Below are 12,999 nucleotides of genomic sequence, written 5' to 3' on the forward strand. Positions count from 1 at the left end.
GTGATCGGAAACCGACTCAGATTGCACTCCAGACGGACGTTCTTGTTTTTCAGGCAACTGATTCGGTGAGTTTCAGAGACTCCGGATAGTGTTGCCACTCAGACGGAGGGGTGTCGCCGAGAGCTTCCCAGTACTATCCGATTCCGGTTTCCTTCTTCAAGGGAAAGAGTGTGCTAACTGTTCTCTGACACCCTGTTTTCCGTGGTAAAATAGCGACCTTGCGAAGCGGTCTATGACACCCTTCCAAAGCAGCTATTCGTCATGTCTGCTCAGTTAAGAACCCCCCTGCACCGTTTCAGAGTCAGCAACGCAAGGAATGGAGTATGTATACAGATATACAATACAGCGTATGCTCTCGAATACCCGAATCCGTCGGATTCCGCAGGCCTGGCGCGTTGCGATTCTCGGAACGGTAGCTGCATTACCCGCCACTGCCGTCATAAACTGGCTTCCGAACTCCGAGGCGACTGTCGGTGGTGGGGTACTGCTGGTTGGGTCAGTACTCGCAGGAGCCGTCGCAGCTAACCGCTCGGTAGAGCCGAGTACTGCTGGGCTCCGTGCTGGGTTTCTGGGCGGACTGGTCGCAGTATTCGTATTTGTTCTCACAGAAGGCACGACTGTACCGTGGTCTCTCAATACGGTTGTGTTCTTCCTCATTGCCGTCGTGATGCTTCTGTGTCTCTCGCCGGTGCTCGGCCTCATTTCCGGTCGAATTGGTGGCTGGGTAGCGAACACTGTCGCCGGTTTCAGGGTCGATCAGGCATCGTGACCGAGCGATAGTGTACTCCCAACAGTGCCGTATGGACGTGCACACCGGTCACGAGTATCCGCGAGCGTAGCGAGCGGTTCACCGGCCACGAACGAACGTCCCGAGTGAGTCGTCCGGCAGTTTTCCCCACGTTTTTGTTTCTTCGGATGGCCTGTGGCCACCACTCGGTCGCAAGAACGTGGGCTGGCTGTATCCTGCACGACGGATGCGACGCTCCGGGAACGGCGTCAGCTGGTTACTCGGGGCCCTGCCAGCGAGCAACCTCACCAGTGGCACCGTCTACACTCGCGTACACAATGACCTGGTCGCCATCCGGCTCTACGGCTGTCTCGAGAATCGTACCAGCACCGATCGGCTCGTCGCTGGTCAGCGAACCGACGCGGTCGGTGAACAGGCCTGGTGCCTCCTGTGGTTGTGCGACGAGTGTCTTGGCGCCCGTGTCTGCGACGACTTCGATCGTGAGTGACCCGAGATCGCCAGCATCGGGGGACTCGTAACGAAACGACAGCGCGTCTGCCGGCACTGCCCGGCTGGCCGCTGTCTCTGACAGCTCGTCTGTGGGGACAGACAAAGTCGTGAGTTTACCGACCGCACCCTCGCCGTTGACCGCGAAGACGGTCACCGAGTCCCCGTCCGGATCGACTTGGACCGCAACACTGTCACCGGCGCTGACGGACCGCTGCTGTGGCTGGATTTCGGTGGATCCCCCCGAATCAGCCTCTATCCGGAGCGCTGCCGCGTCGGTATCTTCGGTGATTCTTACCCAGAGTTCACCGCGCCCCTGGCCACGTAGCGGCTCGTACTGGAACGTCAGCGCCTCTGGCGACACCAGCTCCGCAGCCGCCGTCTGCGAGAGCTCTCGCTCCGCCGGGTCTGCAGTGAGTTGTTCGACGTCGTAGGTCCCAGTTGCGGTGATGGGGTTGTCGTTCACCTCGACCGATCTCGAGCTATCGATGGCCGCGGTCCCGAAGGAGGTCTCGATCATCTCTCGTCTGTCTTCACCGGTATCCTCCGCTGCAAGGGCGAACTGTGACTCGAAAGTTTCCCGCCTCGCGTCGAAGTCCACCGCTGCGACCACATGCTCACCGGAGCGCGGTCTGAACTGCGGATCAGGGGTGAGCTGTACGTCCCCGAAGAACTGATCACCTGTTGCTGGCCCGAGCTGGCCGACCACGAGATCACCGGTTCCGGCCTGTTCGAGCAATTCTGCAATGCTTTCATCGGTCTCGAAGACCCGGGAACGGGTCCCGTCTCCGGCGGCAATCGTCTGGTCGAGTTGGCTGGCGTCCGGCCCGATTATTACTGTCTCGTCTGTGATTGCTACCGCAGGTGGATCATTCACTGAATCGGGAACGTCGACGGGCTCGTATCGGTCGTACCCACGGTCCGTGCTGGTTTGTTCGTAGGCAACACCGAACGTCTCGTCTGTGGGCTCGATCAATCGTTCATCTAGCTGGTCGGTTGCGAAGGATCCCTCGGCGATTACGGTCTCATTGGTGACAGTGACCTCGTTCACCGTCGAGTCGGACGTCGGCGTAGGATTCACGGCCTGGGCGAGTCCGGCAAACGAGAGCGACAATTGACCAACGCCGACAGCCGTCCCGCCTATCACGAGCGGATACAGAACCAGCGGATCATCGACGGACGGATCCGAAAGGCCACCAGAGCCACCGACGGTGTCGTCGGGGAAATTGTCCAGATTAGCGTAGGCAAAAAATATCCCACTTTGGTCTGTCGTCAACCACTGGCCATAGGGCAAGTCGCCCGCCGGATCGAACGTGTCCGTCGACGAGTCGTCTGTCGGAGTGTCGTCGGTCGGACTGTCGGTTACCTCTTGATCGGTACCGCCGCTGCAACCGGCCAGTGCTGCCGTCAGGCCGCCCATCCCGAGCAGGAATCGGCGTCGACTCTTACTCGTCTGTGTCGCACTGTCGTCGTTGTCGTTAGCGGGCATACTGGTGAACGCCTCTACGAGGTGTACACGTACTAGTCTCTCATGAGTCCACTAACAGCGTTTCGCGTTGAGAAACAGTCCGGATGTCGATAGGATCGACCGATATCTTATCTTCTCGCACAAGACGAATCGCGGGACCTCAAGCGGGCGTTCGAGTATCGGGTCGGCGTCCCACGGGCGTGGTTCGGATTCGCTCAGGATCGGACGACGGCCGTGCCGGCAACCCGGTCGCCGAGCCGTCGCTGGCCGTCCGAGAGGGCGACCGCGACGATCCTGACGAGGTAAAAGAAGGGGAGCCAGTCGACGAGTCGGAGGACGTTGCGACCGAGGACGGCACCGAGCGACGGCGCGGTCCCGTCGGCGGCGACCACCCGGATGCTGACGAGGTACTTGCCGAGGGTCTTGCCGGTCCACCACTCGGCGAGCGTGTGGTAGCCGATGGCGAGCGCGAGCCAGAGGCCCAGTCCGATCGCGGCGGGCGTGCCGGTGAGATTCGTCTCGACGCCGCTCGCAGTGGTCGCCGTCTGGCCGGTGATCGCACCGACGGCCGAGACGGCGATCATGAAGAGCGCGATCCAGACGACCGAGTCGATAGCCATCGCGACGCCGCGGATGCCGACGCCGCACCGGTCGGAGTCGAGTGCGTCCATACCTGACCCGTCGAGCGGGGAGCCCAATAACGTGAAGGCGACGTTTCAGCGCGGGAAACACCGGCGGTTCCCCTCGGTCAGGGGAACGTCTCCCGGGCTATCGTCCCCGTGGTGCCGTCGACGGTGGCGGTGACGGCGACTTCGTCCCCCTCGGGGTCGATGTAGACGTAGAAATAGAGCCCCTCCTGGGGTGTCGTCGTCGAGGCTTCGTATCCCGATTCGAGCGCCCGCATCGTCACCTTGTCCACTGCCATGTCGGCGGTGAGTCCGACCTTGACCTTGCGGCCGCCGTCGTAGCTGAACTCGATCCCGTCTTCGGGCACGGCCTCGGTGACTGCGGGTGGGGGATCGCCCGACGGCACTTCGTTGCCCGGAGTTGTGGGCGTCGTTGGAGGCTGGCTGAAATCGACATCGAACACGTCCCCGGTGTACGACCCGGTCGCTGAGAGTCGCCTCTCACCGCCCGTGAACGATGTATCGGCGCTCGACGTACCCAGTTTGGACTTCAGGCGGTCTCTCCCCGATCCATCGAGTCCGCCGTCCTGAACGGCCAGTTCCGCAGTAACCTCGTTCTCGTCCGGCGCGAAGTTCACGGTGCCGAATACGTGATCACGGTCGGTCAGCAAGTCGTTCGCGATCAGACTGTCCGTGTCACCGAACATATAGTCGCTCGGGTCGGCCGACCCCTTCCACCCGGCAACGAGGTCGCCCCGCCCTCCGTCGTCGACCAGCCACTCGAAGGTCCCGTCCTCGTCGACGGCGAGGCTCCCGTCGCCGCGCTGGGCGTCGACGGCCGCTTCCAACTCCTCGCGCGTGTCCGCGACCACGACCGCCGACCCACTGAGGCCCGTGACGCCGTCGAAATCGGGGGTGGTCGGCCTATAGATCGTGAATCCACGGTAGTCGCCGCTGGACTCGAAGGCGATCTGGCCGATGAGGTCGTCGGTCCCCTCCCGGAGACTTTCGTCGGCCTCGCGCTCGTCGATCTCGCCGACGCCGACCATGACTCCGTCGGCCACGAACAGTTCGTCGACGATCTCCGCCGGCTCTTCCGGATCGACGAGGTAGCCGAGGCCGCCGGCAGCGATCCCCAGTGCCGCACCGGCGATCAGTCGGCCCCCGGCCTGGAGCGGCCAGCCGAGCAGGGGATCGTCGATCTCGTCCAGTCCCGAGAGGTTCGGAACGAACTCGGCGGCTTCGCCGCCGTCTCGCGACGGGAGCATGAGTGGGAGCAGTCGGTCGGCTCGCGGGGAGTCCCGCGTGATGCGAAAGTCGATATATCCGACCAGGAGTCCGTCATCGCTCGGTGGGATCCAGTCGGTGTAGTTCGGATAGTCACCGCCGCCGAGGCCGAAACAGCCGCCGAGCGCGGCCGTCGCTGCTGTGGCACCGAGGCCCAGGAACCGGCGGCGACCACACGAGGATGCGACTGACGGGGCGTCGGAGGAGTGAGTCATGTTATCGGGAGGGCGCGCAACGGTATCTCATTCGGTCAGGAGATTGTTAAAACGTATCATTCGGGTTCGTGTTCGGCCCCGAGATCGGGAATGTGGACGGTGACAGTGCTGTCGTCGGACTCGCGGTCTCCGAAGGACAGTCGGCCGCCGAGGCGGGTCACGCCCCAGGAGACGAGCCAGAGGCCGACACCCGTGCCGTGCATACCTTCGGTTTCCTCGCCTTCGAGCAGGACGGCCCGCTCGTGGTCGGGGATTCCCGGACCGGAATCACGCACGTCGAGCGTCCCGCCGTCGTCGCTAGGTCGGACGGCGACGACCACCGGCTCGTCCCCGTCGATGTGTTCCATCGAGTTCTCGACCAGTTCTTCGAGGACGAGCCGGACGATCTCCGGGTCGGACCGTATCTCGACGGGGTCGTCCGGACGGTCGACGGTGACCCGCTCGCCGTCGGTTCGATCAGCGACCGTCTCGGCCACAGCCGACAGGTCACACCGCTCCCGTCGCGGCGTCGGATCGGTCATCAGCCGTTCGGAGCGCTCGATGGCCGACGAGAGGTCGACGAGGCCGTACGCGAGCGTCTCGATCCGGTCGAAGTATCGTTCCGTCTCGGCGTCGCCGAGGTCCTCGTCCCGGATCGTCTCGGCGAATCCGCGGATCGCGTCGAGGTCGTTCCGGAGGTTGTGACGCGTGATCCGGTTGAGCACCTGGAGCCGCTGTTCGCGGGTCTTCCGGTCGGTCACGTCCCGGAACCGGTAGGCGTACCCGAGGACGGTCCCGGTTCCGTCCTCGATGGCGCTCCGGTCGACGACGAACTCCCGACGACCGTCCGCAGTCCGGATCGTGAGCGGGGCCGACAGGTCGGTCCCCTCGTCGACGCCCGCGACCGTGTCCAGCGAGCGCTCCCGTAGTCGCGTTCGGTCGATCGCGAACACCTCGGCGGCGGCCTCGTTCAGGTCGAGCAGGCGGTTCGCGCGGTCGACTACGGCCACGGGCGAGCCCACCGTATCGAGCACCGCCTCCCGCGCGAGGTGGCCAGCGGTCGGCCCCGCTTCGAACAGGCCCGCCGTGAGTTCCATCGCCGCGTAGAGGCCGATCACGAGACAGAGCTGCAGGAACGCCGTCCGTAGCGTCGCGTCTGGTGTGAACAAGCGACCGAAGCCTACCGTCAGCGGCAGGAACGTGATACCCAGGCCTGCGACGGTGAGGACGCTCGCACGCGGGAGCGACAGGTCGTCGTACGCCGTCGCCGACCGGGCGATCAGGACGACCCCGAGCAGCCCGAGCGAGAACACCGCGATCTGCAGGACGAAGGTCGTCAGGTACGAGACGCGTCCGACTGTTCCCAGTGGCACGCGCCCGATCTCGTGGACCCACGTGACGGCCGTGCTACCGATGGCGAGACAGCCGAGCGCGAGCAGCCCTGCCCAGCGCCCAGCGGTCAGCGCTGGTCCCCGACCGGTGTACTCGAAGACGAACCCGATCCAGAGCACGGACGTGAACGCGTAGCCACCGAGCAGGAGTGCCTCGATGGCTACCGTCGACCCGACCGGCGCGAGCCCGGTCTGCCACAGCGAGATCGTGACTGCAAGCGTGCCCAGCAGACAGACGAGGATCGCGAACGGGACCGCCCCCGGCCGATCGCGGTGCCAGGCGGTTCGGACGATCGCCGCAGCGCAGACGCCCGCGACCGCGACGCCACCGAGTATCCAGCCGGCGTCCATCAGCAGTCACCTCCCGAACCCTCCGGGGACGGGAACTCGGCCGTCACTCGCCGCTCGTCCCCGTCCCGCGTCACCGAGACTGACCCGCCGGCTCCCTCGACCGCGAGACGAATGACTGGAATCGTCACCTCGTCGCTCCGGGCCGCATCCGACCGCTCTCCGGACGCTGCCGGGTCGGCACTGACCCGGACCGTCGGCGGTTCCACCGTGGCCCTGATCGCCACGCGGCCGACTGTGCGCTCGAGAGCGTCCTCGACGATAAGTTTCACCACCGTCTCGAACAGTCCGGGCGGGAGATCGGACGAGAGCGGTTCGTCCGGCATCTCGACGGCAGGGTCGGGAACGTCGCCGTTCCCTCGCCCGTCTGCGGCCCGCTCGACGGCCTCGGGTATCCGAGGTCGAAGGTCGGTTCCGCTGGCGGTTCCCGCGCCATCGGCGATGGCCTGTTCGATCTCCCGGGCATGCGCGACCAGAGTCGTGAGGTCTGTCGTTCGGGTCCAGACGCGGTCGGCCACTACGGTCTCGTCGGCCGTCTCGGTTCCGTCGGTGACCGCGGCGGCGTCCGCGGCCACGTCGGCCATCCGGTCGTCGACGACGTCCGCGACGAACCGGGAGAGCAACGTCAGCTTCTCCTCTCTGGTCCGGCGGTCAGTGACGTCGGTACAGAGCAGGACCGTCCCGAACGACCGGCCGCGCCGATCGGTTACCGGCGATCCAGTCACCTCGACGGTCCTGCCACCGGCATCGAGCCGAATCGGCTCCTGTGAGGCGACGACCTCGTCCGGATCAGCCCGTTGGTCCAGGACTGCGGATACCGGGCGGCCGGTGGCCTTCTCGGTTGGGACGCCGAACAGGCGTTCAGCGGCCGGATTCAGGTCCTGGACCGTCCCCGTTCGGTCCGCGACGACCACGCCGTCAGCCAACTCGTCCACGACGCGGTCACGGCCGGCGACGCGCGCGGCCGGGAGCGTCTCGAAGATCGGGTAGCGCCGTACCGGGAGGAGGAAGGAGCCGCCGGCGAGCGCGATCGATGCGGGGTACAACACGGGACGGCCGAACACCTGCGCGACGTGGACGGCCGACAGGAGGACGACGACCCCGCCGGATAACACCAGTGGCTCCCGAACGGGGAAGGCGTTCGCGCCGACCGACGCCCACAGTAACAGGTAGATCCCGACCGTCGCCAGAAATCCCACGAGGAGATAGCCGACAGTGAGTGCGTCGACAAGCGCGACCGATGGCCCGGCGGTCGCGGCCCGGACCGCGACGGTGACGCTCCCCAGCGAGAGCAGTCCCACACCCGTCGCGACGACCCGGATGGACCGGGGGTCGCGGCCGGTGTACCTGAACGCGAACAGCGACCAGAAGCCCCCAGCGACGACACTGGTCGCAGCACCGAGGACGACCCAGAGCAGGTCGGTCGACTCCCGACCGGTCAGGTCGCGGGCGACTGCCGCTCCGATCGGACCGGCCACGAGGAGGTGAACGAGACTTCCGAGGAGCAGGACCAGTGCGACGCCCAGAAGCGAGCGTGCAGTCGCCTCGTCGCGTTGCGGCCACAGCGACGCCGCGAGCGCGCCGGCGACCACGGCTGCCAGGATTCCGACCGCGAGGCGACCGACGGGAGCGACGCTCATCGTCCTCGCCGCCCCTGTCGCGTCCGTCGAACGCAGTTCCAGTTCCCTGGCAACGTGGTACTCCTCCAGTCGTCAATCGTCCGCCGGCGCACGAGCGGGTACGCGCCCCCGGGCGTGTGTGCCGTCAGTGTCGACGGCCAGTTCGAATCCCTCTTCCCCGAACGTGACGGAAAAAGTATCGATCACCGCGCGGTAACGCTTGTGGTGGTGGCCGTCGTCGTGATCGATGTGATATTCGGTCTCCACGAGACCCAGTTCGGCCAGTTCGTTGAGACGACGGAACGCCGTTGCCCGGGAGACGCCGGCCTCGTCCGCGACCGCCCCGCCGCTGCGCGGGCGGTCGAGGATCGCCTCCAGCACCGCCCGCGTGTACTCGTCGCCCAGGAGTTCGAGCAGTTCGTCGGGGTTGGTGCCGACCGTCCCTGCGGTGTCCGCATCGTCGGTTTCCCGTTCGCTCCGTACGCCATCGGTCGTTCCGTACCGCCGCGTGTCTCCGGTCATCGTATTTCGACCGAAACACGCCATCGTGCTATGGATCGATGCTAGCTGTACAGACGACCGCTCGCCGAACCATCTAGTAATACAGACGAAGTCGCTGGCGGGCCGAACGACAGGCGTTATGACCGTGACCGAACAATACAGAGACCGAGATGGGTGACGGGACCGACGAAGCCGAGGAAGACCGCCCGCGGGCGCTGGTCGTCGACGACGAGCGAGAGGTGGCCGACGCGTACGCACTCCGGTTGCGGGGCCTCTGTGAGGTCGAGACGGCCTACGGCGGCGAGGACGCACTGCGAGCCGTCGAGGACCACGAGTTCGACGTGGTACTGCTGGATCGCCATATGCCGGGGCTGTCGGGCGACGAGGTTCTCGAACGCCTCGACGAAGGCGACTTCGACGGTCGGGTGATCATGGTCACCGCGATCGATCCGGGGTTCGACGTCCTCGATATGCCCTTCGACGACTACCTCTGCAAGCCGGTCGACCGCGAGGACGTGCGGGCGGCGGTTACGCATCAGTGTACGGTGCTGGGCTACGAGGTCCTCGGCGACTACTTCGGCGTCGAGTCCAAGCGGCGGGTCGTCGAGGCCGAACTCTCGGCCGAGGAACGGGCGTCCCACGAGGAGTTCGGGGAACTGCAAGCGACCGCCGAGCGGCTGGAGCGGCGCGCCAGACGCCTGCTCGGCGACGCGGCGGACGCGCTCGACGACTTCGATGCCATCGGCCGCGAGAGCGAGTGAGCGACCCCGTCCGGGCCCCGTTTCTCGTCCGGAAACGCCGCCCCCTGTTTATTAGTCTCGCGGCGGCGAGGTGACACCATGGACGTCGACCAGTTCAAATCCGAACACGCACCGACCGACTCCGACGACCGGTTCCAGCTCGAGAACAGCTACACGCTCGACGCGGCCGTCGACGGCTCGCTACTGGCCAAGGCCGGCGCGATGATCGCCTACACGGGCGATCTCTCCTTCACTGGGCAGGCCTCGGCCGAGGGCGGCATCACCGGCTTCCTCAAGGAGGCCGCGACCGGCGAGGGGACGCCCGTGATGACCGTCGAGGGGCAGGGCCACGTCTACCTGGCCGACCGGGAGAAGAAAGTCCAGATCCTCGAACTCGACGCCGGGGAGTCGGTCACGGTCAACGGCGAGGACGTACTGGCGTTCGATCCGGAACTCGACTACGAGATCAGTAGCATCGACAGCCTCGCCGGCTCGTTCGCGGGTGGGTTTACGAACGTCTACCTCGAAGGTCCCGGCTACGTGGCGCTGACGACTCACGGCGACCCAGTCGTGATGGAGCCACCGGTCACGACCGACCCGAGCGCGACCGTCGCCTGGAGCGGAACCACGCCCGACGTGTCGGTCAACACCAACCTCTCGGACATGATCGGCCAGGAGTCCGGCGAGCGCTTCCAGATGGAGTTCACCGGGACCGGCGGCTTCGTCGTCGTTCAGCCGTACGAGGAACACGTCTGACAGCTCTGGGGGACACTCCCCGCCAGTCCGCGTTCACCCAGCGTCCCCGTCGACTCTGTATACCTAGCGACACCGACTAAAACGACCCCGCTTGTACACAGCACAACGCCAATGCTCACCGAGACATCGACCGCCGCGTCGTCGTCCGCGACGAGGGACGCGAACGCATGACCGGGGACGGAGCGGACGCGGACCCGATCCGGATCGAGCGGTGGCCCGATCCCGCCTGCCGGTTCGGTTTCGAGGACGGGACAGCGCTCCTCCGCGCCGTGAACGACCCGTTCGAGGCGACCTTCGGGCCGGTGACGGCCGGCCAACCGGTGGCCGCCGCGATGGCCGACCTCGGCGTCACCCCCGTGTCGACCGACGGTTTCGAGGCGGTCCTGTCCAGCGATGGCCCCGTCCGAGTTCGGGCCGACGGGGACGCCGCTGCAGACAGCGGGGCGAAGCGATACCTCGCGCGTGTCGTTCCGTCAGATCCGGACGGCGAGGCGGTTCTTGCGTTCGTCCCGCGCCCCGGAGAGGGGGACGAGGGGTCGGTTGACATCGACGTGGACCACGTGGCGAGCGTGGTCAGTCACGACCTCCGGAACCCGCTCGACGTGGCGACGGCCCGGCTCCGGGCCGGTCGCGAGACGGGCGACGACGACCATTTCGAGCGGGTCGCCGCCGCACACGACCGCATGGAACGGATCATCCGGGACGTGCTGACGCTGGCTCGCGGCCGGGACGTGGTCGATCCCGACGAGACGGTCGCCCTCGACGTGGTCGCCGAGGACGCGTGGGAGACCGTCGAGACCGCAGACGCGACCCTCACCGTCGACGGCTCGCTCCCGACGACGACCGCCGACGCCGACCGCGTTGGCCGCCTCTTCGAGAACCTGTTCCGGAATGCGGTCGAACACGGGTCGACGGGTCCCGACGAGGCCACCGAATCGACCGATGCCGTCACCGTGACGGTCGGTCCGCTGGGGGGAACCCGGACCGGTTTCTATGTCGAAGACGACGGCCCCGGGATCCCCGAGACCGACCGCGAGCGTGTCTTCGAGCCGGGATACAGCACCGACGACCACGGCACTGGGCTAGGGCTGGCCATCGTCGCCCGCATCGCCGCCCTCCACGGCTGGTCGATCGCGGTCGGCGAGTCCACGTCGGGCGGCGTCCGATTCGAGGTGACCGGGATCGAGCCGGAATCGCCGTGAGTCTCAAGTATCACTGCCCGGAACCCACGAGGCGAACGAGATGAACGGCCGAGCCCGGAACGCACCGATCGGGATGCTCGACGTCGCGCCCAACGGGGCCGTCAGGGACCTGAACCCGGCCGCCCGCGAGTTGCTCGACCTCGGCGGGGCCGACGTGACCGACGAGCCCATCGACGCGGTGTTCCCCGAGTCCGTCGAGGCACGGGTTCCGGGAGCCTTCGAGCAGCCACCCGAACGCGAGCGGTCGTTCGACGCGTACTACCCCGCCCTCGACCGCTGGCTCGACGTGTCGCTGGTCCCCGACGGCGAGGCGGTGTATCTGTACCTGCGCGACAGGACCGAACAACGGCGGACGGAACGGCAACTCGCGGACGCACGCGGGGACGTGGACCGGCTGACGGTCACCAGCGAACTGATCGCGGACGTGCTGGGGGAACTGGTCGCGGCCTCGACCCGCGCGGAGATCGCGGAGACGATCTGTGCACAACTGGGCGAGACGGACCTCTACGAGTTCGCCTGGGTCGGCGAGCGTGCGGTCGGCAGCGACGACCTCGTGATGCGCGCGGCGGCTGGGGCGGACAACCGGACGCTCGACCGCATCGCGGACGAACTCGACGGCGACGGGCGGGTCCCGGCGCGGCGAGCGATCGAGAGCGGCGAACCGGAGACCGTCCAGTCCCTCGGCGAGGCCGACGCCGTTCCCGAAGCGATCCGGCGGGCGGCCTTCGCAGACGGCGTCCAGTCACTGCTCGCAGTCCCGCTGACCGACGGCGAGAGTGTCCACGGCGTGGTCGGCGTCTACGCGTCCGACCGGGACGCCTTCTCCGAGCGCGAACGACGCAACTTCGGCATCGTCGGCGAGATGGCAGGGTTCGCGGTGACCGCCGCACGCAACCGCTCGCTGTTGTCGGCCGACACCGTCGTCGAACTCGTGTTCGCACTGACCGACGGCGACGCGCCGCTGGTTGCGGCCGCAGCCGAGACGGAGACGTCGCTGTCGGTGACCGGTCTGGTCCCCGACGGTGACCGACTCGTTTGCTATCTCGACGCCGAGGGTGACGCGCCCGGCGCGGTCGAGCGCTCGCTCGACGGCGAGGCGGTCCTCGGGACGCGGATCGTCGCGGACCACGACGACGGCGGATCGTTCGAGGTGATCCTCGACGAGTCGACGCCGCTCGGGCAGCTCGTGGGACAGGGCGCGACGCTCCGCTCGGCGACCTACGACGCGGCCGAGGGACGGATCGTCGTCGAGTTACCGCCCGATGCGGAGGTTCGACGGATCGCCGACGCGTTCTCGCGAGCCCACGACGCGACCGTCGTGGCGAAACGCGAGCGCCGGCGGGAGGCGACGACCGTCGGCGAGTTCAGGGAGACGCTCGGCGACCGACTCACCGACCGACAGGAGAACGCCCTCCGGACCGCCTTCTTCGCCGACTACTTCGAATCGCCCCGTGGGAGTACCGCCGAGGAAGTCGCCGAGGCGCTCGGGATCACCGGTCCCACACTCCTGCACCACCTCCGGGCCGGCCAGCGAAAGCTCCTCGACGAGTTCTTCGAGACGACTGACTGAGCCCCAGTCGCCAGTTGTCGAATTGAACGCTACTGAATTCGGGGAACGCATATCGAGTTGTCT

General features: G+C 66.6%; 11 protein-coding genes. 5 read left to right on the forward strand and 6 right to left on the reverse strand.

The genetic code is table 11. The features are described from left to right. Positions 1-349 precede the first annotated feature (349 nt). Positions 350-769: a DUF5518 domain-containing protein gene (locus tag MU521_RS05265; RefSeq protein WP_092688390.1), complete on the forward strand. Its 420-nt coding sequence runs from the start codon at positions 350-352 to the stop codon at positions 767-769. Between the two features lie 235 nt (positions 770-1,004). On the opposite strand, the gene MU521_RS05270 is transcribed toward MU521_RS05265, so the two are convergent. The 6 genes from MU521_RS05270 to MU521_RS05295 form a co-directional block, all read right to left on the reverse strand. Beyond that, positions 1,005-2,723, reverse strand: coding sequence for a hypothetical protein (locus MU521_RS05270; RefSeq protein WP_139171046.1), 1,719 nt, complete (start codon positions 2,721-2,723; stop codon positions 1,005-1,007). Between the two features lie 194 nt (positions 2,724-2,917). After that, positions 2,918-3,373: an RDD family protein gene (locus MU521_RS05275; protein ID WP_092687732.1), complete on the reverse strand. Its 456-nt coding sequence runs from the start codon at positions 3,371-3,373 to the stop codon at positions 2,918-2,920. A 77-nt stretch (positions 3,374-3,450) separates the two neighbouring features. Further along, positions 3,451-4,830: a hypothetical protein gene (locus MU521_RS05280; RefSeq protein ID WP_092687729.1), complete on the reverse strand. Its 1,380-nt coding sequence runs from the start codon at positions 4,828-4,830 to the stop codon at positions 3,451-3,453. Between the two features lie 56 nt (positions 4,831-4,886). Continuing rightward, positions 4,887-6,551, reverse strand: coding sequence for a sensor histidine kinase (locus MU521_RS05285; RefSeq protein ID WP_092687726.1), 1,665 nt, complete (start codon positions 6,549-6,551; stop codon positions 4,887-4,889). Then, positions 6,551-8,188: a PAS domain-containing protein gene (locus MU521_RS05290; RefSeq protein ID WP_092687723.1), complete on the reverse strand. Its 1,638-nt coding sequence runs from the start codon at positions 8,186-8,188 to the stop codon at positions 6,551-6,553. Before MU521_RS05290 ends, MU521_RS05285 begins: the two co-directional genes overlap by 1 nt. Before the next feature lie 72 nt (positions 8,189-8,260). After that, positions 8,261-8,689, reverse strand: a complete 429-nt coding sequence (locus MU521_RS05295) for an ArsR/SmtB family transcription factor (RefSeq protein ID WP_092687720.1) — start codon at positions 8,687-8,689, stop codon at positions 8,261-8,263. A 149-nt stretch (positions 8,690-8,838) separates the two neighbouring features. On the opposite strand from MU521_RS05295, the gene MU521_RS05300 reads away from it, so the two are divergent. The 4 genes from MU521_RS05300 to MU521_RS05315 all read left to right on the forward strand — a co-directional run bounded on the left by MU521_RS05300 (position 8,839) and on the right by MU521_RS05315 (position 12,936). After that, a complete protein-coding gene (locus tag MU521_RS05300; protein WP_092687716.1) occupies positions 8,839-9,429 on the forward strand; it encodes a response regulator in 591 nt (196 codons plus the stop codon). A gap of 78 nt (positions 9,430-9,507) precedes the next feature. Beyond that, positions 9,508-10,164, forward strand: coding sequence for an AIM24 family protein (locus tag MU521_RS05305; protein WP_092687713.1), 657 nt, complete (start codon positions 9,508-9,510; stop codon positions 10,162-10,164). Between the two features lie 167 nt (positions 10,165-10,331). Next, positions 10,332-11,366 carry a sensor histidine kinase gene (locus tag MU521_RS05310; protein ID WP_092687710.1) on the forward strand — a complete coding sequence of 345 codons (1,035 nt, stop codon included), beginning with the start codon at positions 10,332-10,334 and terminating at the stop codon, positions 11,364-11,366. A 40-nt stretch (positions 11,367-11,406) separates the two neighbouring features. After that, positions 11,407-12,936 (forward strand): bacterio-opsin activator domain-containing protein, encoded by a 1,530-nt coding sequence (locus MU521_RS05315; protein ID WP_092687707.1) that lies wholly within the window; start codon positions 11,407-11,409, stop codon positions 12,934-12,936. The last annotated feature ends 63 nt before the right edge of the window (positions 12,937-12,999 follow it).

The sequence above is a fragment of the Halorientalis regularis genome (assembly GCF_023698535.1).
GTDB classification, from domain to species: domain Archaea; phylum Halobacteriota; class Halobacteria; order Halobacteriales; family Haloarculaceae; genus Halorientalis; species Halorientalis regularis.